Annotated in this window: 23 protein-coding genes and 2 tRNA genes; 19 read left to right on the top strand and 6 right to left on the bottom strand. The window is 52.2% G+C overall.

Annotated elements, in window-relative coordinates; all coding sequences use genetic code 11:
• Positions 1–63: 63 nt before the first annotated feature.
• The gene (locus tag NAT49_RS03535; protein ID WP_251590343.1) at positions 64–843 is read right to left on the bottom strand and encodes a DeoR/GlpR family transcriptional regulator; all 780 of its coding nucleotides are present in this window, start codon (positions 841–843) and stop codon (positions 64–66) included.
• A 182-nt stretch (positions 844–1,025) separates the two neighbouring features.
• Here NAT49_RS03535 and glpK point away from each other — a divergent pair, with 182 nt between their 5' ends.
• From glpK to NAT49_RS03510, 5 genes are all read left to right on the top strand, one after another.
• On the top strand, positions 1,026–2,519 hold the full coding sequence (glpK, locus tag NAT49_RS03530; RefSeq protein WP_251590341.1) for a glycerol kinase GlpK: 1,494 nt from the start codon (positions 1,026–1,028) through the stop codon (positions 2,517–2,519).
• 30 nt (positions 2,520–2,549) lie between these two features.
• Entirely contained in the window at positions 2,550–3,275 is a 726-nt protein-coding gene (locus NAT49_RS03525) for an MIP/aquaporin family protein (RefSeq protein WP_251590339.1), read from the top strand.
• Positions 3,276–3,352: 77 nt separating this feature from the next.
• Positions 3,353–3,429, top strand: a tRNA-Val gene (locus tag NAT49_RS03520).
• A 28-nt stretch (positions 3,430–3,457) separates the two neighbouring features.
• Positions 3,458–3,534 (top strand) — tRNA-Val (locus NAT49_RS03515).
• A gap of 180 nt (positions 3,535–3,714) precedes the next feature.
• Positions 3,715–5,463 (top strand): putative phage tail protein, encoded by a 1,749-nt coding sequence (locus tag NAT49_RS03510; RefSeq protein WP_251590338.1) that lies wholly within the window; start codon positions 3,715–3,717, stop codon positions 5,461–5,463.
• A 59-nt stretch (positions 5,464–5,522) separates the two neighbouring features.
• On the opposite strand, the gene NAT49_RS03505 is transcribed toward NAT49_RS03510, so the two are convergent.
• From NAT49_RS03505 to NAT49_RS03490, 4 genes are all read right to left on the bottom strand, one after another.
• Positions 5,523–5,975 carry a GAF domain-containing protein gene (locus tag NAT49_RS03505; protein WP_251590337.1) on the bottom strand — a complete coding sequence of 151 codons (453 nt, stop codon included), beginning with the start codon at positions 5,973–5,975 and terminating at the stop codon, positions 5,523–5,525.
• Positions 5,976–6,042: 67 nt separating this feature from the next.
• Positions 6,043–6,855, bottom strand: coding sequence for a MetQ/NlpA family ABC transporter substrate-binding protein (locus tag NAT49_RS03500; protein ID WP_251590336.1), 813 nt, complete (start codon positions 6,853–6,855; stop codon positions 6,043–6,045).
• A gap of 32 nt (positions 6,856–6,887) precedes the next feature.
• Entirely contained in the window at positions 6,888–7,541 is a 654-nt protein-coding gene (locus NAT49_RS03495; protein WP_251590335.1) for a methionine ABC transporter permease, read from the bottom strand.
• Positions 7,531–8,565, bottom strand: coding sequence for a methionine ABC transporter ATP-binding protein (locus NAT49_RS03490; protein WP_251590334.1), 1,035 nt, complete (start codon positions 8,563–8,565; stop codon positions 7,531–7,533). The genes NAT49_RS03495 and NAT49_RS03490 overlap by 11 nt, the downstream gene beginning before the upstream one ends.
• 291 nt (positions 8,566–8,856) lie before the next feature.
• On the opposite strand from NAT49_RS03490, the gene NAT49_RS03485 reads away from it, so the two are divergent.
• From NAT49_RS03485 to upp, 5 genes are all read left to right on the top strand, one after another.
• Complete coding sequence (locus NAT49_RS03485) at positions 8,857–9,462, top strand: riboflavin synthase subunit alpha (RefSeq protein WP_251590333.1); 606 nt, start codon at positions 8,857–8,859, stop codon at positions 9,460–9,462.
• An 86-nt stretch (positions 9,463–9,548) separates the two neighbouring features.
• Complete coding sequence (locus NAT49_RS03480; RefSeq protein WP_251590331.1) at positions 9,549–10,094, top strand: adenine phosphoribosyltransferase; 546 nt, start codon at positions 9,549–9,551, stop codon at positions 10,092–10,094.
• 26 nt (positions 10,095–10,120) lie between these two features.
• Positions 10,121–10,621 (top strand): xanthine phosphoribosyltransferase, encoded by a 501-nt coding sequence (gene gpt, locus NAT49_RS03475; RefSeq protein WP_251590330.1) that lies wholly within the window; start codon positions 10,121–10,123, stop codon positions 10,619–10,621.
• A complete protein-coding gene (gene ung, locus NAT49_RS03470) occupies positions 10,618–11,310 on the top strand; it encodes a uracil-DNA glycosylase (RefSeq protein ID WP_251590329.1) in 693 nt (230 codons plus the stop codon). Before gpt ends, ung begins: the two co-directional genes overlap by 4 nt.
• A 65-nt stretch (positions 11,311–11,375) precedes the next feature.
• Positions 11,376–12,005 (top strand): uracil phosphoribosyltransferase, encoded by a 630-nt coding sequence (upp, locus tag NAT49_RS03465; RefSeq protein WP_251590328.1) that lies wholly within the window; start codon positions 11,376–11,378, stop codon positions 12,003–12,005.
• A gap of 20 nt (positions 12,006–12,025) precedes the next feature.
• Here the strand turns inward: upp and NAT49_RS03460 are convergent, their stop codons facing one another.
• Complete coding sequence (locus NAT49_RS03460; protein WP_251590327.1) at positions 12,026–12,625, bottom strand: cupin domain-containing protein; 600 nt, start codon at positions 12,623–12,625, stop codon at positions 12,026–12,028.
• Between the two features lie 103 nt (positions 12,626–12,728).
• On the opposite strand from NAT49_RS03460, the gene mobA reads away from it, so the two are divergent.
• From mobA to NAT49_RS03415, 9 genes are all read left to right on the top strand, one after another.
• Entirely contained in the window at positions 12,729–13,334 is a 606-nt protein-coding gene (gene mobA, locus NAT49_RS03455) for a molybdenum cofactor guanylyltransferase MobA (RefSeq protein WP_251590326.1), read from the top strand.
• Between the two features lie 44 nt (positions 13,335–13,378).
• A complete protein-coding gene (moaC, locus tag NAT49_RS03450) occupies positions 13,379–14,743 on the top strand; it encodes a cyclic pyranopterin monophosphate synthase MoaC (RefSeq protein ID WP_251590325.1) in 1,365 nt (454 codons plus the stop codon).
• A 1-nt stretch (position 14,744) separates the two neighbouring features.
• Entirely contained in the window at positions 14,745–15,197 is a 453-nt protein-coding gene (locus NAT49_RS03445) for a molybdenum cofactor biosynthesis protein MoaE (protein WP_251590324.1), read from the top strand.
• On the top strand, positions 15,194–16,183 hold the full coding sequence (gene moaA / locus NAT49_RS03440; protein WP_251590322.1) for a GTP 3',8-cyclase MoaA: 990 nt from the start codon (positions 15,194–15,196) through the stop codon (positions 16,181–16,183). Before NAT49_RS03445 ends, moaA begins: the two co-directional genes overlap by 4 nt.
• An 89-nt stretch (positions 16,184–16,272) precedes the next feature.
• Complete coding sequence (locus NAT49_RS03435) at positions 16,273–16,908, top strand: YrbL family protein (protein WP_251590320.1); 636 nt, start codon at positions 16,273–16,275, stop codon at positions 16,906–16,908.
• Positions 16,909–16,926: 18 nt separating this feature from the next.
• Positions 16,927–17,292: a histone-like nucleoid-structuring protein, MvaT/MvaU family gene (locus NAT49_RS03430; protein ID WP_251590318.1), complete on the top strand. Its 366-nt coding sequence runs from the start codon at positions 16,927–16,929 to the stop codon at positions 17,290–17,292.
• Positions 17,293–17,496: 204 nt separating this feature from the next.
• Complete coding sequence (locus NAT49_RS03425; RefSeq protein ID WP_251590316.1) at positions 17,497–18,618, top strand: polysaccharide export protein; 1,122 nt, start codon at positions 17,497–17,499, stop codon at positions 18,616–18,618.
• Positions 18,619–18,688: 70 nt separating this feature from the next.
• Entirely contained in the window at positions 18,689–20,878 is a 2,190-nt protein-coding gene (locus NAT49_RS03420; RefSeq protein ID WP_251590313.1) for a polysaccharide biosynthesis tyrosine autokinase, read from the top strand.
• A gap of 51 nt (positions 20,879–20,929) precedes the next feature.
• Complete coding sequence (locus tag NAT49_RS03415) at positions 20,930–22,210, top strand: exopolysaccharide biosynthesis polyprenyl glycosylphosphotransferase (protein WP_251590311.1); 1,281 nt, start codon at positions 20,930–20,932, stop codon at positions 22,208–22,210.
• Positions 22,211–22,216: the final 6 nt, after the last annotated feature.

Below are 22,216 nucleotides of genomic sequence, written 5' to 3'. Positions count from 1 at the left end.
TCTTCGATGTGTCATTTATGTTCGAAAAAGAAAATAATACAAGTTCGAACGAACATCAATCCATTACCTCGTCGAGTCCGACTCCGGAAGGTAGAGCCGAACATCGGACTCATCGAGCAGTGCGCAAAACGCATCGGGCGGGCGAACGTCGGTAAAAAGGGCGTCGACCTGGTTGATGTGGGCTTGGCGAACCACTGCCCGACGCATGAATTTCGAATGATCCGCGGCCAGAAACACGTGTCGGGAATTGCCGATGATGGCCTGGGCGACGCGGACCTCCTGATAGTCGAACTCCAACAGCGAGCCGTCTTCGTCGATGCCGCTGATGCCGATGATGCCGAAATCAACCTTGAACTGGTTTATGAAATCGATCGCGGCCTCACCGATAATGCCCCCGTCACGAGAGCGCACCACGCCGCCGGCCACAATGACGTTGAAATCATCCTTGGCGTGCATCATGGCGGCCACGTTCAGATTGTTGGTGATGACCTCAAGCCCCTTGTGGTCGAGCAGGGCTTCGGCCACCAGTTCGGTACTGGTGCCAATATTGATGAAAATGGAGCTGTGGTCGGGGATATGCGACGCAAGGGTGGCCGCGATCGCTTTCTTTTCCTCATAATTCAGCGTTTTACGCGTGTTGTAGGACGTGTTGACGGTGCTGGATTCGATGCTTCCCGCCCCGCCATGAACCCGCCGGATCATGCCCTTTTCCGCGAGTACGTTAAGGTCTCTGCGAACGGTCTGGGGCGTTACGTTAAAATGCGCGGTCAGCTGTTCGATGCTTATGTACTTCTGCTGTTGTATCAGCGACACCATTTCGTCCTGGCGTTTATGTTGGGACATCAAGCCACGTTCCTTCATCAAGAATGGTCGGTTTGCGCGCCGTTGGTGAATGCTGCTCTACCAATGTCTAAGGACGTTCACGCAATTTTAGTTTGTTTGTATGTGCGACATGCCAGTACTGTACCCAATGTTCGAAAGTGAAAATAAATGAACATGACATCCGAGACACAAAGGACTTCGCCATGACCTCTCTCATGCTCGCCATTGATCAGGGTACAACCAGCTCCAGAGCCATCTTGTTCGACAAGACCGGCAATATTGTTTCATTGGCTCAGGAAGAATTTCCACAGCATTTCCCTGAGGGCGGCTGGGTTGAGCATCATCCGGATGATATTTGGGGGTCAACGCTTAGAACCATCAAGCAGGCCATCACCAATAGCGGCAAGACCGTGCATTCGATCGCCGGGATCGGTATTACCAACCAGCGCGAAACCACCCTGGTCTGGGACAAGAACACCGGCGAGCCGGTCTACAACGCCATCGTCTGGCAGGATCGTCGCACGGGTGATTATTGCCGCTCCCTGAAATCTCAAGGGCATGACGAAAAGATCCAAAGCAAGACCGGGCTTTTGATCGATCCGTACTTTTCAGCCACCAAGCTTCGCTGGATTCTAGAAAATGTAGATGGGGCTCGCGAGCGTGCCGAGCGAGGCGAGCTCTTGTTCGGAACGGTCGACACTTATCTTATCTGGAAGCTTACGGGAGGACGCGAGCATCGAACCGATGCGACCAATGCCTCTCGCACTTGCCTTTTCAACATTCATGAGCAGTGCTGGGACCGTGATCTTCTGGAGCTGTTTGGTATTCCGGCGTCCATGCTGCCGGAGGTTATGGATTCAAGTGATGAGTTCGGGCGAACCGATGCTCAGCTTCTGGGGGCGAGCCTGATGATTGCAGGCGTTGCCGGCGATCAACAGGCTGCCTTGATCGGTCAAACCTGTTTCGAGCCGGGCATGGTCAAAAGCACTTATGGCACCGGCTGTTTCATGATCATGAACACCGGCGAGCGAGCAGAGGTATCCAATAACAAGCTGTTGACCACTGTTGGGTATCGCCTGGATGGCAAGGTCACCTACGCGATGGAGGGCAGTATTTTCATTGCGGGCGCGACAGTTCAGTGGCTGCGCGATGGATTGAAGCTCTTCTCCAATGCCTCGGAAACAGAACATCTTGCGCGCGAGACCAACGATGGCCACGGCGTGTATCTGGTGCCGGCCTTTACCGGGCTGGGGGCGCCACACTGGGATCCGCAGGCGCGGGGCGCGATTTTCGGGCTGACCCGAAATACCGGCATTGCCGAACTGGTGGCGGCCGGATTGCAGTCGGTCTGCTATCAGACACGTGACCTTCAGGAGTGCATGAACCGTGATGTGACGGCGTCCACGGCGGCACTGCGGGTCGATGGTGGCATGGTCAGCAACAATTGGGTCATGCAGTTCTTGGCCGACATTCTCGATGTTCAGGTCGATCGTCCGACAGTGCTTGAAACCACCGCGCTTGGGGTCTCCTATCTGGCAGGCTTGAAGCTTGGCTGGTATGAGTCGCTTTCAGACATCACCTCGCTTTGGCACAAAGAGCGCTCATTTTATCCGCAGTTTTCCGATGACAAGCGTCAATCACTCTATGCCGGCTGGCTCGACGCCGTGTCCCGGGTTAAATCCGACAATCAGGATTAAGCCCTTAAACACGACGAAAAGGAGAGTGTCATGCATGCGTACATTGGGGAATTTTTTGGGTCGCTGACTCTGATTTTGTTCGGAGACGGGGTGGTGGCCAACGTGCTGCTGCAGCGAACGAAAGGCAAGGACAGTGGGTGGATGGTCATTGCCACCGGGTGGGGTCTTGCGGTCATGATGGGCGTGTTCGTTGCCAACGCAATGGGCTCGCCCGGGGCCGATATCAATCCGGCGGTGACCATCGCCAAGTGGGTCATGGGCATGTACGTCGAGGCCAATGTGGTTTTCGGGATGATCGCGGCTCAGATGCTTGGGTGTTTTGTCGGGGCGATCTGTGTCTGGCTTGCGTATTTGCCGCACTGGAAGCTGACGGAATCGAAAGAAAGTAAGCTCGGCATCTTTTGTACGGCGCCGGCAATCCGGCATCCGTTCGGCAATGTCCTGAGCGAAGTGATCGGCACGATCACCTTGATTGTTGGTATCGGGGCGATCGTTCACTCAAGCTCTATTGCCGGTGGACTACTGCCGTTTCTGGTGGGTGGGCTGGTTTGGGCCATCGGGTTGTCCCTTGGGGGGCCGACGGGCTACGCCATCAATCCGGCGCGAGACCTTGGCCCCAGATTGGCCCATGCGCTGTTGCCGATCGCAGGTAAGGGCGGCTCGGATTGGTCCTACGCATGGATTCCGATTCTTGGGCCGATCATTGGTGCGTCCGTTGGTGCACTTATGTGGACTAGCCTGATCCCGGCCGCTTAAAAAAAGTAATTTAAATGCTTGCATTCAAAGGGCAAATCCGTAAAATAGCGCAGCGTTGATCAGGCAAGACCCCTTGCAGGACCGTAGCTCAGTTGGTTAGAGCGCCACGTTGACATCGTGGAGGTCAGCGGTTCAAATCCGCTCGGTCCTACCAATAAACCCGATCAATGACATCGCTATACAGGACCGTAGCTCAGTTGGTTAGAGCGCCACGTTGACATCGTGGAGGTCAGCGGTTCAAATCCGCTCGGTCCTACCAGATCCCGAAAGCCCAACTTTTTGAAAGTTGGGCTTTTTTTGTGTTGGTCGGGTGTAAGCTTTGCGCTTACTCGGCGTATCGTTAGATTCTTTTTTAGGTGTCTCTTACAAATAGGGCTGTGGAGTCGGGAAGCGGTGCACGCTTCGGACTGCGCTACACAGGGACCTAAGGAGAAGCCTAATGACTGAACTAACAACCGCCAATGCCGTGATCACTGTTGAAAACGTCGAAAAGCTGCGAGCCTACGAACCTGAAGCGGAAAAGCAAATCGTCCAGGTTCTTTATCACACCTACCCCTACTGTGGAGGCGGTCGGTTCGTTGCCTCGGGCGATACTAAAAGCGCTGATGACAACGGCATGATTATCGTCACCAAGGGCGGGTGTCGTTGGAAGCGCGTCACAGAAGGTGAGGAGCGAGGCAATATTCTGCTGTGGGGCGCTGATCCCTCTGGTAAAAATGACAGCTCTTCTGCGATCAAGGCCGCAATCGCCGATGGCAAGACGCGAACGGTGGTCATTCCGCACGAGGGTAAATTTGTCATCAATGAAACGATCGAGCTGGGTCGTGTCAGTCTGATCGGTGGCAGTAAGGATCACTTCGGCCAAAAAGCGGCCTATTCAAGCTTGATTACCGGCTCCGATCTCGACGGAGCCATGTTTACCAAGGTCGGCAAGAACGTAATCGGGATTGCCTTTCATGATCGCAATCAAACCCATACCGCGCTTGAAATGACATCTTACGTCAATCTGGTTCAGAACTGCTCGTTTCACAATTTCAAAAGCGCGATTGAAACGCCGGGCGGGGTGGATCTGTCGCTGCTGGACAATACCTTTACCTCGGTCGAGACGGCGATCCATCTTCAGGATGCCTCACTGTGTACGACCAGCCGATTTATTCGAAACCACTTCCATTACGTTCATGACTGTATTCTGGTCGACGGTGAACTCTACGGTGCAAGCTTCGTCGATAACATTTTCGAACGCGTTACGGGTCGGGCCATTCATGGCAAGGTAATCTATCACTCCCACTTCCAAGGTAACTGGTGGGAGCATCGTAACGGCGCTGAAGAGGCGCGCTGTGTGACTACCGAGATGTATCAACAGCTTTTCTACAATACAGCCAGTGCCAATTACGCGGTATTTGGTTGGATCAATGTATTCAACAGTGATACGCACGATAACCGTGTTGGCGGTGTCATGACGGGCGAGGGTAATGTGGTTATTCGAACGCCGACCGGTCAGGCGCTTCGAATCGATCACGAATCGATCAAGTCTGAATGCGATCAGTGGACCGGCAAGGGGGACCTGACGCTTGAAACCGGCTATGACAAGGTCTATTCAAACGTTGGCGACTTTTACATCATGGCCGGCAATAACACCGGCTATCGTCATCGCGACCTGAAAAACGGCAGTCTAGTGTTCACCTCGCGCGGCAATGATGGCAGCTGGCAAGGCAAGCTTCACTTCCTTCAGGGTAAGGATGATGACGGCAATGACCTCAAGGAAAGCTACAGCTTTCCCTCCTGGAGTATTGGGGGGCTGGTCGGTGAGGCTGATTTCCAGTGTGACAGTAAGGTTCGAAAAACCACTGTCGCGATCCCTCAGCAGGTACTCTGGGACTCCGGCCCGTCAACAGGCACCGGGTGCTTTACGGAAATCGATGACAGCCAGCCGGGTCGTGTGCGTTTTCTATTAGAAGATGGTGCGCCCCAGCTTCGTAACTACTTGATTCATTGCACGGTGCACACACGCGGTGTCATGTGTGACGGCATTGGTCATGTCAATGTCTACGGTGGGTCGTGGAATGCCTATCGTCGTGCCAAGGGCTTTGATGTCTTTTTCATTGACCGTGAGACGGGAGAAGCCAAAACGCCTGACCGGTTCTGTCTGATGCTTGCGCACGTTGAAGGTAACAAGCTTGAAGAGTGATCCCCATTTGACGTTTCTAAACGCTGTATAAAAAACGGGCGCCGATGGCGCCCGTTTTTTTAGATGAGGTCGGTGCGCTCGATGAATAGAGCGCACAGGCGCTCTATAAGCTCGACGTCGTCGACACTGAATCGTTCCGGGCGCGGGCTGTCGATGTCCAGTACTCCCCAGAGCGTATCGCCAACCACGAGAGGAACGACCAGCTCGGCGCGTGACGCCTCATCGCAGGCAATGTGGCCGGGGAAACTATGAACGTCATCGACGCGTTGAGTTTGGCGCATGGTGGCAGCTTTGCCGCAAACGCCTTTTGAAAAGGGGATTGGGTTGCAGGCGGGCTTGCCCTGAAAGGGGCCGAGACTCAGAACCGATGGCGTGCGATGCAGGTAAAACCCGACCCAGTTGACGTCCGAAAGTGTATTGAACAAAAAAGCGCTCATCTGGGCGGTATTGGTTACCCAATCTCGGGTATCCAGGAGCGCATCCAGCTGGCGGTCGAAAAGCGTGTCTGTCATTAAATCAAGACTCACATCGAAATGGCATCAAGGCTCGCCGAGCATGATGGCCGGCGAGCCGTCTTCATTATTCCCAGCCGGGAACGGCGGCGCCCTTGAACAGCTCTTTCGCTTTTTCAGCGACTTCGTCTGTCTGGTAGGCCTCGACCAGATGCTTGATCTTTTCTTTATCCTGGTCACCTTCACGCACTACGATCAGGTTCACGTAGGGTGAATCCGGACCTTCCTTGATAAGCGCGTCGTCCTGCAGGCTCAAGCCGGCTGGTTGGGCGTAGGTATTGTTGATAAAGGCAAGGTCGACGTCCTGAAGCGTGCGTGGCAATTGAGCGGCGTCGATCTCATTGAACTTGAAGTTATGTGGGTTCTCTGAAATGTCCATCGGCGTGGCATTCAGATCGGTATTGTCCTTGAGTGTGATCAGTCCCTTTTTATCCATCAGGATCAGGGAGCGGCCCTCATTGGACGGATCGTTGGGAATAGCGATCGTGGCACCTTCCGGCAGATCGTCGATACTGTCGTAGCGCTTGGAATAGGCGCCGATCGGATAGACAAATGTTGCGCCTGCAGTGGCAAACTTGTAGCCACGATCGTTGACCATGCTTTCAAGATACGGTTTGTGCTGATACGCGTTGGCGTCGAGGCTGCCATCAGCAAGCGCCGCATTCGGGGAGTTGTAATCAGTAAACTCAACGATCTGAACGTCCAGCCCGTACTTATCCTTGGCGATTTTCTTGGCCGTTTCCATGACCGTGGTTTCAGGGCCCGACATCGTGCCGACCTTGACCGTGGTGTCATCGGTTTCCGAGTTGCCGCAGCCGGCCAATGCGACCGAGCCGAGGGTGAGGGCAGCCAGGGCCAGTGAACGAATAGGTAGATGCATTGATGAACTCCCTGCTTTAGTGATGTGGTGTCTTATTTGTGGTTGGCGCGTTTGACCATCGAGTCGCCGAGCATCTGCACGCCTTGAACCATGATTACCAGGATGGCGACCGTCACCAGCATGATCAACGGCTCGAACCTGTTATACCCGTAGCGAATGCCGACGTCACCCAGACCGCCACCGCCAACGGCACCGGCCATGGCCGAGTAGCTTATGAGTGTAACAATCGTGATGGTGATGCTCGTAATGATGCCGCCTCGCGCTTCCGGGATCAGTACTTTGGTTACGATCTGCTTCGGTGTCGCCCCCATGGCCTGAGCCGCCTCGATCAGTCCGGGCGAAATCTCGTTCAATGCACCTTCGATCAGTCGGGCAACGAAGGGGATCGCTGCGATCGTCAGCGGTACCATGGCCGCATTGGTGCCAATGGAGGTGCCGACGACAAGGCGAGTAAAGGGAACGATGGCCACCATCAGGATAATAAAGGGAATCGAACGCCCGATATTGACTACTGCGCTTGTGACCAGAAACGCCGGGCGATACGCAAGGATCTGACCCGGTCGTGTCACGTAAAGTGCCAGTCCGAGCGCCAGGCCCAGCACACCTGAAATAATGCCACTGATCAAGACCATGTAAAGCGTTTGCAATGTGGCGTGGCCGATAAGAGCCATCATGTCAGTCGACATACCCTAAAACCTCCGTGGACAGTTGCATATCGGACAGTCTGGCAAGCGCTTTCTCTATATGTGCGGCGTTGCCACGAAATTCGGCGATCATCAGGCCGAGGGTATGCCCCTGGATGTCCTCGATCTTGGCCTGAAGAATGCTGATGTCCAGTTCGAACGAGCGCGCCAACTGGGAGATCAGTGGTGATGCGACATTCTCATCGTTGAAAATGATACGTATCACCGGATAGGGTTTATCGCTTCCATCGCTGGAGAGCCGGTCAAGCAGCGATTTTGGCGGGTCGATGCGAAGGAATTCCTCCAGAAACTCTCGGCCCAGCTTTGTGCTCGGGGCGGTAAAAAATGGCCCGACTTTTGATGTCTCGACCAGTTCGCCGCCGCTGATCAGTGCCACGCTGTCACAGATTGATTTGACCACTTCCATTTCATGCGTGATCAAAAGGATAGTCAGGCCAAGTTCCTGGTTGATTTCACGAAGCAGTTCCAGGATGGAGGAGGTGGTCTGCGGGTCGAGGGCGGAGGTGGCCTCGTCGCACAGAAGAACTTTCGGTCGGCTGGCCAGGGCTCGTGCAATGGCGACGCGCTGTTTCTGACCGCCTGAAAGCGCAGAAGGGTAGCGGTCTTTCTTGTCGCTGAGCCCCGTCAGTTCCAGAAGAGGCGTAATACGCTCTTTCATAGCGTTCTTGTCAAAGCCCATCAGTTCCAGGGGAAACGCGATATTCTGATAGACCGTGCGAGAATCGAGCAGATTGAAATGCTGGAAAATCATGCCGATGTCGTGGCGCGCTTTGCGAAGCGCTGGTGCATCGAGCTGAGTAAGGTCCTGGCCGTCGACCAGAACCCGCCCGCTGCTTGGACGCTCGAGCATGTTGACGCAGCGAATGAGCGTACTTTTCCCCGCCCCCGAGACACCGATGACGCCTGTGATGCTGCCCTTGGGGACCGTCAGGTCAACGTTGTTTAGTGCGCAGATCGCATCGTGATCCGAGCCGTAGAATTTACTGAGTTGCTCAAGTTGAATCATGGTACCTGGCAAGGTGTCGGCAATGTGAGAGATGCAAGTGTACTACAGACATAAAAAAAGCCACCCCGAAGGGTGGCTCAACGCTGGACACACCCGTTTAGCGGCATTTATAAGCGCCCCGCAAGCTGGGTTCAAATCGGCGCGAAAAAACGGAGCGCAATCTTAGATAGCTCGCCTCATCGTGTCAACGCGTGGCAAAATGGTCACGCCAATTCCATTCATTGTCCAGAGGCGGGCATTCAGAGCCGGGAAAACCCGGTGCCGATGTGCTTCCGCCTTATCGGAGGTCGCGTGTTTACCGGAATCGTCCAGGCCAAAGCGCCGGTCATTGCCCATCTACGGCAGCAAGCGCTGTCCCAGATTGAAGTCGAGCTTCCTGAGCCCATGATCGATGGCCTGGCGCTTGGCGCCTCGGTCGCCCTCGATGGCTGCTGCTTGAGCGTAACCTCCATTGAAGGTACGCGTGTCACCTTCGATATGATGCGTGAAACGCTTCGTCTGACAACGCTTGGGCAACGTGAAGCTGGCGATGTGGTCAATGTCGAGCGCGCCGCGCGCGTCGGGGACGATATCGGCGGACATCTGATGTCTGGTCACATCGCGTGCATGGCGTCCATTGTCGAGTTGGATACGGCGCCCAATAACCTTCGAATCTGGTTCGATTTACCAATGGATTTCACGCGGTTCGTCTTGGACAAGGGCTACATTGGTATCGATGGCATCAGTTTGACGATTGGGGCAGTCGATCACGGACGTTTCTGTGTCAACTTGATCCCTGAGACCATGGCGCGCACGACCCTTGCCGACAAGGGCATTGGCGATTCGGTCAATATAGAGATCGATCCCCAAACCCAGGCCATCGTTGAAACGGTTGAGCGTGTGCTGGCCGCACGGTGATAAATTGACTCGATTCACTGCCTCGCTTTCGCTAAGATGCGCGGTTTTGTGTTTTGCCTGATTCAACAAAGGACAGCGCCCAAGCCATGAGCATCTACGGCGATTACATCAAGTCGGTCATTCGTACGGTACCTGACTGGCCGCAGGCCGGCGTCAATTTCCGCGACATAACCCCGCTTTTGCAAAACAGTGCGGCGTTTCGAAAACTGATCGACAGTTTCGTGCATCGCTACCAGGAGCTTGAGGTCGATGCCGTTGCTGCGATCGATGCTCGCGGGTTCATTATCGGTGCACCGTTGGCCTATGAGTTGGGCTGCAGTTTCGTGCCGGTGCGAAAGAAGGGCAAGCTCCCGTTCAAGACCATCAGTGAAACGTATTCCCTGGAATACGGCGAGTCATCGGTTGAACTCCACTCCGATGCGTTCCAAAAAGGGGATCGGATCGTAGTGATGGATGACTTGATTGCGACGGGCGGCACTATGCTTGCGGCCGCCAAGCTCATTCAGCGAAGCGGTGGCCATGTCGTTGAAACCGCGACCATTGTGGACCTTCCTGAGCTGGGTGGCTCAGAAAAAATCCGTCAGTCGGGTCACAATGTCTTTGCGGTATGTAGTTTTCTGGAAAACGAGTAAGGGCGTTATCGCCAAGGTTGAATGTAATGAGTGAAGCACGTTATCAAACTCACCTGACGATTTCATGGGATCGTTTGCACCGCGATGTTCGTACTCTGTGCCATCGGTTGCTTGAAGCGCATGAAGAGCCGTTCAAGGGGATCGTTGCCATTACGCGCGGTGGGTTGATTCCAGCTGCGCTGGTGGCCCGGGAGCTGAACATTCGGTTGATCGATACCGTATGCATTAAAAGCTATGATCACATGGATCAGGGCGGTCTGGACGTGCTCAAGGGCGTCGATCACGACGGTCAGGGCTGGCTCTTGATCGACGATCTGGTTGATACTGGCAATACGGCACGCGCCGTTCGCGACATGCTCCCCAATGCCTTGTTTACCACTGTGTATGCCAAGCCCGAGGGCAAGGCGTTGGTGGATCTAAGTGTGGTCGATGTCGAGCAGGCGACCTGGATTCAGTTTCCCTGGGATATGGCGCTGTCCTACATTGAGCCGCTTGCCGCTCAGCGCGGCAGCTCCGAATCGTCATGACGACGCCGCTTCCCGAAAGCTGGGCCAATGAGATCGGTCAGGAATTCGAGACGCCTTACATGCAGGCGTTGCGCGCATTTCTTGCCAATGAAAAAGCCGCGCACAAGGTGATCTATCCTCACTCATCGAACTGGTTCAAGGCCTTTGAGCTTACGCCATTGGATCGAGTCAAGGTCGTTATCCTTGGTCAGGACCCCTATCATGGTCCCGGACAGGCGCATGGCCTGTGCTTTTCGGTGCGACCGGATGTCAAGACGCCCCCGTCTCTTGTGAATATCTACAAGGAGCTGGCCGCGGATACGGTCGACTTCGAGCCGGTCAATCACGGCTATCTCAAATTTTGGGCCGAACAGGGTGTGTTGTTGTTGAACAGCGTGTTGACGGTCGAGCAGAGTCAGGCTGCATCTCACCGTGGACAGGGGTGGGAGCAGTTCACCGATCGTGCCATCGAGGCGATCAATCGATCCTGTGATCATGTCGTGTTTTTGCTCTGGGGAAGTTATGCCCAGAAGAAGGCCGCGTTTGTTGATCGCAAGAAGCATCTGGTGCTTCACGCCCCACACCCGTCGCCGCTGTCTGCGCACCGCGGTTTTCTGGGGTGCCGTCATTTTTCCCAAACAAATCAGTTTCTCGTCGAGCACGGTCTCGAGCCGATCGATTGGCGATTGCCAGCACGCGTCAGCGAGTGATCGCACAGCCCATTTGTGGCGACGAGAACAGTTAAAACCGAACGATTTTAGAAAAGGATGATTGCATGAGTGTGCATGAAATTGACCACCCGCTGATCAAACACAAGATCGGCTTGATGCGCACCGCTCGTGTCAGCACGAAAAACTTCCGGGAGCTTGCTTCTGAGGTGGCTGAGTTGCTGACGTACGAGGCGACCAAGGGGTTTGAGGTCGAAAAGACGTTTGTTGATGGCTGGAACGGCGAGAAGATCGAAGTCGAGCACATCAAGGGCAAGAAGGTAACGATTGTTCCGATTCTGCGTGCCGGTCTTGGCATGATGGACGGTGTCATGGCGCTTCTGCCGAGTGCGCGTATCAGCGTGGTCGGGCTATACCGCAACGAGGAAACCCTCGAACCGGTGCCGTATTTCGAGAAGTTTGTCAGTGACCTGGACGAGCGCCTGGCCATCGTGATTGACCCAATGCTTGCAACAGGCGGTTCGATGGTGGCTACTATCGATATGCTGAAGGCGAAAGGATGCTCTCAGGTCAAGGTAATCGTGCTGGTCGCCGCGCCAGAAGGCATTGAAAAGGTCGAGCAGGCGCATCCCGATGTCGAGATCTATACGGCCTCTGTTGATGAGCGCCTTGATGAGTCAGGCTACATCGTCCCCGGCCTGGGCGACGCCGGAGACAAGATTTTCGGTACGCGCTGACTCTGATTGGGAGACTCTGGTCAGGAGTGAGCCTTATCACTTCTGAACTGGCCCTCTGAGAACGTGGGAGGCGTATTGGCGCTTACGATGACACAGGGTGCGTCGCCCACGTTCCGAAATCGATGGGGCAGGCTGGAATCGAAGTAATACCCATCGCCTGCTTTCAGTACCCGTGTTTCACCGTCGACGGTCAATTCGATTTCTCCTTCGACGATGATGCCACCTTCTTCACCGTCGTGACTCAGCATATCTGCGCCCGTGTCGGCCTCGCTTGGGTAGCGTTCATGCAATATGGTCATTGCGCGGTGCTTGCCGTGATTGCCTATCATTCGAAATGACAGGTGACCGTCTCCAAGCTCAACCAGTTCATCTGCCCTGTAGAAAAACTTGGTCTGGCTCGTTGCTTCTTCGGCGAAAAACTCGCTGAGCGATACTGGAATGGCGTCCAGAATCTTTCGAAGTGAGCTGACGGACGGGCTGACCGTATTGAGTTCGATCAAGGACACCGTGCTATTGGTGACGCCGGCGCGCTTTGCAAGCTCTCGCTGAGACAGTTGGTGCTGCTGTCGGAGGTCTTTGAGTCTTTGGCCCACGTTATGCGTTGTTTGGGTATCGGTCATGACTTGGTCCTATCGACACCTGTCCGGCGTCTTTTCTTATGGCAACAGCTGGGATAACGTTTTGATTTTACGCAATGCGGTGCAATAGAGCGATACGATACTCATGAATGAATCGATGGACGGGTTGATTCTTGCTGGCGGTCAAGGCACCCGAATGGGTGGCGTCGATAAGGGGTTGCAGTTAGTCAATGGCGCTCCGATGGTCATGCATGTCGCGAACGCGATGACGAATCAGGTCGAGACGCTTTATGTTAGCGCCAATCGATCGGTTGATGAGTACGCGGCATTCGGGTGGCATGTCATAGCAGATCGTGTTCCCGGATTTATCGGACCGCTGGGCGGTATTCACGCAGCCCTTTGCGCATCCAATGCCGCGTGGCTGATGATCGCGCCCTGCGATGTGCCTGCCATTGCGCCGGGTATTTTTGAAGCGTTGGTTGATCGAGCCCGCAGGGGGGCAAGGGATATGGTGTATGCCGCTGATGGGCAACGAGCGCATCCTGTGGTTGCGGTCGTGAAAACGTCGCTGGCGCAAGATCTTGAATCATACATTCTCAAGGGGGAGCGCAAGATTCTACCCTGGTATGAGCGCCATGACGCGGAGCGCATGGTGTTTTCACGGGCCGAATGCTTTCAGAATGTGAATACGCCAGAAGATAGGGCGCTTGTAGAGCGGATCATGTCTACGGAGCTTAAAAAGACGCATTGAACGTTAGCAGGCTTGTCATGCGTGTGCTAAAAAATGGGTAGGGTATGACTGCATCCGTCTTGATGAGAACGGCCTTGCCAGTGTTGGCGGTTTCCGGTTACAGCGGCCAAGGCAAGACCACTTTGCTTGAACATTTGGTGCAGAGGTTGTCCGCGCTTGGGGTCAGTGTGTGTGTCTTCAAACACAGCCATCACGCTCTTGCGCTGGATAAGCCGGGATCAGACAGCGAGCGCTATCGGCGTGCCGGGGCCGTAGCCTCGATCATATCGGGGCAAAATGGTTTTTCGCTGGTCAAGGAAACATCGGATGAGCCTGCGTTGGATGATGTGATCCGCTACGCTGAGACCCTGTCACCCGATCTATTGCTGCTTGAAGGTTTTAAATCACACTCAGTGCCCAAGCTTTGGGTGGCTCGTAAAGCGGTGGATGATTCGGATGCGATCAAGGTCGTGAATGATCCGAATATCGAGGCGGTATTCAGCCCGGACCTTTCCAAACAAAATATACCCTTTTCGCCGAATATGGCAGTGCTCGACACTCACGAACAGACGCTCGAATGGGTCGTTCGCTGGTTGTACTCGAGACGGTCTGCAACTCACAATGGATTTGATGGGCACCAAATGTCTCTCACGCATCTTAATGAGCGCGGTGACGCGCACATGGTCGATATTGCCGATAAGGCTACTACTAAGCGCACTGCAGAAGCCGAAAGCTTTTTGTCCATGGCGCCGGAAACGCTGGAGTTACTGCTTGATGAGCGCCTGCCCAAGGGAGATGTGCTGGCAAGCGCGCGCATTGCGGGGATTCAAGCTGCCAAGCGCACATCGGAACTGATTCCGCTTTGTCATCCGCTGTCGCTGACGCATGTGAGCATTGAATGTACGCCGGATAAGGACCGCGGTGGCGTACACGTGCTGGCGACCTGCAAAACCGATGGCAAGACAGGCGTTGAAATGGAGGCGTTGACGGCTGCAAGCGTAGCGAGCCTAACGCTTTATGACATGTGCAAGGCCGTCGATAAGCGCATGAGTATCGACTACACCCGAGTGCGGGCAAAACAAGGTGGTAAAAGTGGCGACTGGTCGTTGATTCAAAACGATGTCGAGCAGGTCTCTCTGGAGAATGAGGGTGATGCGATCTCATCAGAGTCCTCGACGCTATTGGTGCGTTTTTTTGGCGAAATTGGCGAGCTTGCAGGTCATAAAGAAATGCGGCTTGATCTTGATGCGCTGGCGGATACGACACCGGCTGCCTTGTTAACGTATCTCGAGCGTCAACATGGTATCGACTTATCTTCCGTTGGGGCCTCGCGTTTGATGGTCGCTGTCAATCAAAGAATGGCGCGTATGGACGATGTGTTGGCTCAAAATGATGAAGTTGCATTTTTCCCGCCAGTCACAGGGGGGTGATATGACCGTTCGCATCCAGCCAGACGCCTTTGATATCAACGCCGAGTACCTTGAATTTACCGAAAATAATCGAGAGATGGGCGGCGTAGTCATGTTTGTCGGTCGGGTCCGGGATATGATTGATGCCTCGGTCGAGGCCCTCACGCTCGAGCATTACCCGGCCATGACCGAGCGGATTCTGGATGATCTTGTAAAGGACGCGAAGGCACGCTGGAACATCGATCAGGCGCGCATTGTTCACCGAGTCGGACGCCTTTCTCTCGGGGAAGACATCGTATTGGTGATCGTGGGGGCCCGCCATCGTCAGTCTGCGTTTGAAGCATGTGCCTATCTCATGGACATACTCAAGACCGATGCTCCCTTCTGGAAGCAGGAACACACCAGCCACGGTTCCTATTGGGTGCGTGAACGCGAAAGCGATCAACACGCCAAGGATCGTTGGAGAAATGCATGACGGCTTTGGTCGATAACTTTCAACGTCGAATCAAATATGTACGTATTTCGATTACGGATCGATGTGATTTTCGATGCGTCTACTGCATGAGCGAGGACATGGAGTTCCTGCCTCGAAATCAGGTGCTTTCGATCGATGAGCTGGCGTTTGTTGCCGAGGCATTTGAGTCCCTCGGCGTCGAAAAGGTGCGTTTGACGGGCGGTGAACCCTTGGTGCGACGTGGGGTAGATGACCTCGTTGATAAAATTGGTGCGCTTTCGGGCATCAAGGATTTTGCCATGACAACCAATGGCGCACAGCTTGATAAATACGCCAGGCGTTTGTTCGATGGGGGGCTTCGTCGACTCAATATCAGTCTTGATTCTCTCGACCCGGAGCGTTTCAAGGCGCTTACGCGTACGGGGCGCTTGGACCGGGTTATAAAAGGTATTCGAGCGGCCAAGTCCGCGGGTTTTGAGCGCATCAAGCTCAATGCCGTGATTCTTAAAAATCGTAACGATGACGAAATTCTTGATCTCGTCGAGTTTGCCTATCAGGAAGGCGTGGATATTTCATTCATCGAGGAGATGCCGCTTGGTGAGGTGTCCGACCACAGTCGGGAGGAGACCTTCATGTCCAATGATGATGTCTATGCACGTATACGCCAGAAATACGCCATGGTCCCGCTGGCGGAATCTACGCTTGGGCCATCGCGCTATTACCAGTTGATCGATCGTAATCAGAAGGTCGGGTTTATCTCACCGCATTCCCATAACTTCTGTGCCGATTGCAATCGCGTGCGCGTAACTGTAGAAGGTCGACTTCTTTTGTGTTTAGGAAATGAGCATTCGGTCGATCTAAAGGAAACAATCAGAACGTATCCTGGCGATCTTGAGAAGCTTAAGCAGGTGATTATTGATGCCATGGGCTTGAAACCAGAAAAGCACCACTTCAGAACGGACGGGGATGTTCAGGTCGTGCGTTTTATGAATATGACCGGTGGCTAGGTCGTAAGGCGGTTTCGATGTGACGTGTCATAGTAGGGGCGTCGGTGTCTGGACCGTGACTGGCAAGGATTTATCACGGATAGAGTAGCGTGAACGACAAGCAACAAATTTTGAAGACGCTGACGCATCAGGAGCCTATCGGTCAAGGCAATGACCGAGTCGTCTATCAGCTCGAATGTAGTACGCCCCGCTGCTTGAAATTGCCGAGGTATCCCAAGCGGGGAAGTGAGCAGAATTTACGCGAAAAGCGTTATTTCTCCTATTTGGAGGCGCGCAATGTGCCTTACTGGCACTTCATTCCCAAATATTATGGGTCGGTTGATCTTGGAGGGCGGGGTGAAGGACTTATATTTGATCTGATTCTGGATAAAGGTGTCCCTGCTAAAACACTAAAATTCTATCGAGAGTCTAAACCAGAGCTATTGGAGTTATATCGGTTTCAGGATGCATTGCTCGAGCTATGTGTTTTTTTGTATTCCAACTGGATTATTCCATCAGACATAAATGATAGAAACATTGTTTGCGTCATTGAGGACCAAAAGTGTATGCGTCTTTTTTTGATCGATGGTGTTTCCAATCCAGCTTTTTTACCGATTGCAAATTATTCGAAATGGTTTGCTCAGAGGCGCATAAAGAAAAGACTAAGAAAATTATTAGGCAAGTTTTCAAGAGCTGGCTTGATTACAGATAATCAATCTCATAATATTGTTGCCAAATTAAATTGAATTATTGAGGTTGAGTCGATGTCGCTATTAAATCAATACATGGAAAAAGAGCAGCTGCTTAAGAAATTGCAGGATGAATTGCAGTCGCTCGAGCAGGATCAGCGCCTCAAGGAAGAGCTTGAATTTAAGTCTAAATTAGAAAATCTCATGGAAGAGTTCGGTAAGACATCAAGTGATGTTATTGAACTGCTGGAGCCTTCCAAGGGACAATCAGCTGAAAAAACCGAATCTACTTCGAATCAGCGCAAGAAGAGAAAGCTCAAGGTGTATAAAAACCCGCACAGCGGAGAAGTTGTAGAAACTCGAGGTGGAAACCAGAAAACGCTTAAAGCCTGGAAAGAGCAGTATGGAGCGGATACGGTCGAATCCTGGCTTGTTGAATAACCCCAAAAGCGTCCTCCGGGGCGCTTTTTTTTGACTGGCGTTTGCGCAAAACGGCATATGCCTAGAGAGCGCTTTCTGGTATCGTTTGCTCAAACTTATGTCTTATCTTCTGCTTGAGCGTATGTGCAAAACGCTGGCAAGTCGGACAAAAAACATGACAATTATCAGCTAATTGGCGGTTTTAAAAGGATAGAGAGCTGTATTATGAAAAAAATCTATGGTTGTGTGCTGCTGAGTTCAACGCTTCTTCTGGGGGGGTGTGTTCTGGCGCCTGGTGGTGACATCGATTATAGCGCTGAGAGTCCTTCGATGGACGATCACGTTGAAGTCAAGGCGATTACATTCGACTTGATCAATCAGCAAGAAATGCAGCGTAAGGCGGTAAGCGAGCAGGCGCAGGATAAAACTGTTTCTCTCGATTATGTAAATAGCCTAAATGAATATGAGTATGAACTCGGTCGTGGCGATATTCTTAATATTATCGTTTATGACCATCCTGAGCTGACCATTCCGGCCGGATCCGAGCGTAGCTCAAGCGACTCTGGTTATGTTGTTCAGCAAGATGGCTCTATCTACTATCCGTATGTAGGTCGTATTCGCGTCGAAGGAAAGACCGTCAATCAGGTCCGCGGTATTATCACTTCCGCACTCCAGGACTACGTGGCTGATCCTCAGGTTAACGTGAATGTGGCTTCCTACCGTGCCAAGAAAGCCTACATCACAGGGCGTGTTCAGAATCCTGGTCCTCAGCCGATCACTAACATTCCGCTGACCATTATGGATGCTATTACGCAAGCAGGCGGTGTAACTGATGCCGCAGATTGGCATCACATTGTGATCACGCACAACGGGCAGCGGCGTGAAATCTCTCTATATGATCTTCTTCAAAATGGCCGCGCAGGCGTTAACGGAATCCTTCACGATGGCGACGTGATTCACATTCCAGATATTGGCGGGCAGCAAGTTTACGTGATGGGCGAAGTAAACCGTCCTCAAGCCTTGCCGATGGGCGGTTATAGTCTTAGCTTGACTGACGCAATTGCACAGTCTGGTGGTATTGATGAGTTTCAGGCGCAACCTTCCGGTATTTTCGTGATTCGCCGCAATGCTGAAGCCTCCGAACAGGATAAAGACGTCACCGTCTACCAGTTGGATGTATCCAACTCAGCTGCGTTTGTACTTGGTACCGAGTTTGAACTGCAACCGAAAGACATTGTCTATGTGACTGCCGCACCGTTGGCTCGTTGGAACAAGGTTATCAGCCTGCTGCTGCCGACCACCAACATCACTCGCCAGGGTACTGGTATCAACAACGACTTCGATTAATTGTTCGTTTGGAAGCGTTCGTTATTTCGATAGCGAGCGCTTTTCTATTTTATCGCTAGGTGTATAGACAATGGCTTCGCACGAAAAGCTTGAAACTGCGCAAGAAAACGAGGATATGGACATTGGTCGTATCCTCGGCCTTTTATATGATAGGAAATGGCTGATCGCTGGCGTTACCTTTATATTCGCCATGATCGGTGTTATCTACTCGTTTGTAGCGACCCCTATTTATCAAGCCAATTCCTTGATAGAGATCGAGTCTCGCCCTAATGCCAGCAATGCAGCAGGTGAGATCGGTAATATCTTTGGTAACACGGGGCCAAAGTCTGTCGCCGAAATGCAGATTTTGCAGTCACGCAAGGTGCTGGGTAACGCGGCAAATCGTGTAAATCTTCAAACTGTAGTAAAACCTAAGAAGCTGCCTTTTATCGGCGACCTTATTTTACGTAAAGGCGTTAAGCGGCCAGGATTTGCCAGTAACTGGTCCTACGTGTTCGGCGGTGAGGGGATTAACGTTACTCGTCTGGTTCTTCCGTCCCGTCTTATTGGTTACCCGCTGACAGTAAAGGTGACTGGCGATCAAAGCTATGATGTTTATGCCGGTGGCGAGCGTGTGCTTTCCGGACTGGTAGGACAGCTCTCTCAATCCTCCGATGGCAACGTCGAAGTACGAGTCATGAACCTGGATGCTCCTAAAGGGGCTGAGTTCATCATGTACAAGCGCTCGGACCTTTCTGCGATTGGAAGTCTTAAAAGTCGTTTTAGCGTTGAAGAAACGGGTCGTTCTGGCACCGGCATCCTTCAGCTGACTCTTTCTGGTGCTGATGCACTTCAGATCAAAGACAGCCTTCAAGCGATTAATGAAGTTTATCTTGAGCAGAATATTCGCCGACAGTCAGCGGAAGCTCAAAACAGCATTGACTTCCTTAAAAAGCAAATTCCTGAAGTACGCGAAAATCTTTCGAGCGCCGAGAATAAGCTTAACGACTACCGTGTGCGCCAGGATTCTGTTGACCTGACTCAAGAAACTCAGTCAACACTAAATCAGTTGGTCAATGTGGAATCTCAGCTCAATCAGTTGAAATTTGATGAAGCTGACCTTTCTCAACGTTTCACTAAGAACCACCCGCAGTACCAATCTCTTCTTGAAAAGAAACAGCAGCTTAATCAGGAAAAAGAGAATCTTCAGAAGCGCATTGATAACCTGCCAGAAACACAGCAGGAAATCCTACGATTACAGCGCAATGTGTCTGTAACCCAGGATATTTATGTACAACTTCTTAATAAGCTTCAAGAGTTGAACATCGCCAAGGCAGGTGCCGTAGGTAACGTTCGTATCATCGACGATGCCGTTGTTCGTGGTCCGGTCTCGCCACGTTCCACGCTCGTGGTTCTTTTGTTTACCTTCATGGGCCTTATCCTAAGCGTTCTTTACGTATTCGTACGTGCTGCATTGAACAAGGGTATCGAGGATCCGGACGAGCTGGAGAAAACAGGGCTTCCTGTTTACGCAACAATCCCGCTGGCTGAAAAGCAGCAGTCGCTGACTCGCAGTATCAAAAAATCCAAGGTTGGCAAAAGCACATCCGTGGATACCGACGTGCTGGCTTTCCACGATTCGACAGACATGTCAGTCGAGGCGGTACGTTCGCTGCGGACAAGTTTGCATTTTGCGATGATGGAAGCATCGAACTCGATTCTGATGATCACGGGTGCAAGCCCAAGTATCGGTAAAAGCTTCCTGACGTCGAACTTGGCAGCAGTTTGTGCGGAGGCTGGTCAAAAAGTATTGCTGATCGATGCTGATATGCGTAAAGGGCATGTTCACAACGCCTTTAATGCAAAATCAGAAAACGGGTTGAGTGATATCCTGAGTGGTGCGAAGGATCCGCAAACTGTGGTGAAAAGCACTAAACATGAAAATCTGAGCTTTATCTCCAAGGGTAAAACGCCGCCCAATCCTTCAGAGCTTCTTGCCAATGTCCGATTCAGCGAGTTTGCGTCCTGGGCAAACAAGAATTTCGATCTGGTTATTATCGATACGCCGCCCGTATTGGCTGTCACGGATGCTGCGGTTATTGGTAAGCATGCTGGCACGACCATGATGGTAGTTAAGTACGAGACTAACTCGATTAAGGAAGTTAAGACGTCTCAACGTCGTTTGTCACATAACGGAATTGAGGTTAAAGGCTGTATCTTCAACGCGGTTGAAAAGAACATGCGTAATCAGTACAGCTATTATAATTATTCTTATAAATAAGCATGAGTGGCCGGCGAAAGCCGGCCTGATTTTTACTAAAGGGATGTTGATATGGAATCGTTCAAGGACAGCCTGGACAAAAATCGTAGACATTCGTTGTGGTACGAAAAGCTGATCTTCAGCCGCAATATTCATCTGTTTCTCGGTATTGCGTTTTGCGTCATTTTGCCATTTCTAGTTGTCCCAGGTGAGAGCGAATTCGGTCGAGTAAGCCTTCTCAGTACGTTCATTCTCAATGGCTTGGCTCTGCTTGCGACCGTTAGTGTCGTAAGACAGATTGCGTCTTATCCTGGCGCTATATCCTATTTTTATATTGTGCCGGTCGCGCTGGCAGCGTTCGGTATTGCTTATCTGATTGCGTATCTTTTAGGTATTAAAATATTTGAAAACGCAATGGCGGTTTCTTGCCTCTTTTCGATTATCTATAGCTTTGTAGGAAGCTATATTGGAAAGAAGTATCAAACTGCCAAGCTCGCGGTCGTGCCATTTGGCAGAATTGGTGAGTTTTGTACCAGCAAGGACATTGACTGGCGCTTTCTCGAGCAGGCGGATCTTGAAGATATGCGCGTTGATGGCATCGTTGCAGATTTGAGAGCCGAGATCCCGGACGAGTGGCAAAAGTTTCTGGCTGAATGCGCAATCAACCGCATTCCGGTGTATAACGCGCGCCAAATTCATGAGTCAGTTACTGGCCGCGTACACCTCGATCACATGTATGAAAACAAGTTCGGTAGCCTGCTGCCGCGTGAAGATTATGAGTTTTTCAAGCGTTTGATTGATGTTGTCGCTGTGCTTCTGGTTCTGCCTCCGGTCCTGCCTGTCATGCTTGTAACAGCGATCTTGATCAAGCGTGATGATCCGGGCCCGGCTTTTTTCAACCAGACGCGGATGGGATTCAAATGTAAGCCGTTCAAGGTTTATAAATTCCGAAGCATGTATGTGAATCACCCAGGTGAAGGGTTTACCTCCGAAGGCGAAGATCCGCGTATTACCAAGATCGGTAAGGTGATTCGTAAGTATCGGATCGATGAGCTGCCGCAGCTTTTCAATGTGCTTAAAGGCGACATGAGCTTGATCGGGCCTCGGCCTGAGTCATTGAGCCTTGCTGAGTGGTATGAAAAAGACGTTCCTTTTTTCCATTATCGACACATTGTTCGCCCGGGTATTTCTGGCTGGGCGCAGGTCGAGCAGGGCTATGCCGCAGAGATCGAGGGCATGACCAAGAAACTGGAATATGATTTTTATTACATTAAGCACTTTTCGTTCTGGCTGGATGTTTTGATCGTTGTAAGAACAATCAAGACAATGCTGACTGGCTTCGGTGCGCGGTAAATCTTC

It is taken from the genome of Larsenimonas suaedae, from assembly GCF_023712105.1.
Lineage (GTDB): Bacteria > Pseudomonadota > Gammaproteobacteria > Pseudomonadales > Halomonadaceae > Larsenimonas > Larsenimonas suaedae.
This window is presented reverse-complemented; position numbering and strand designations above follow the sequence as displayed.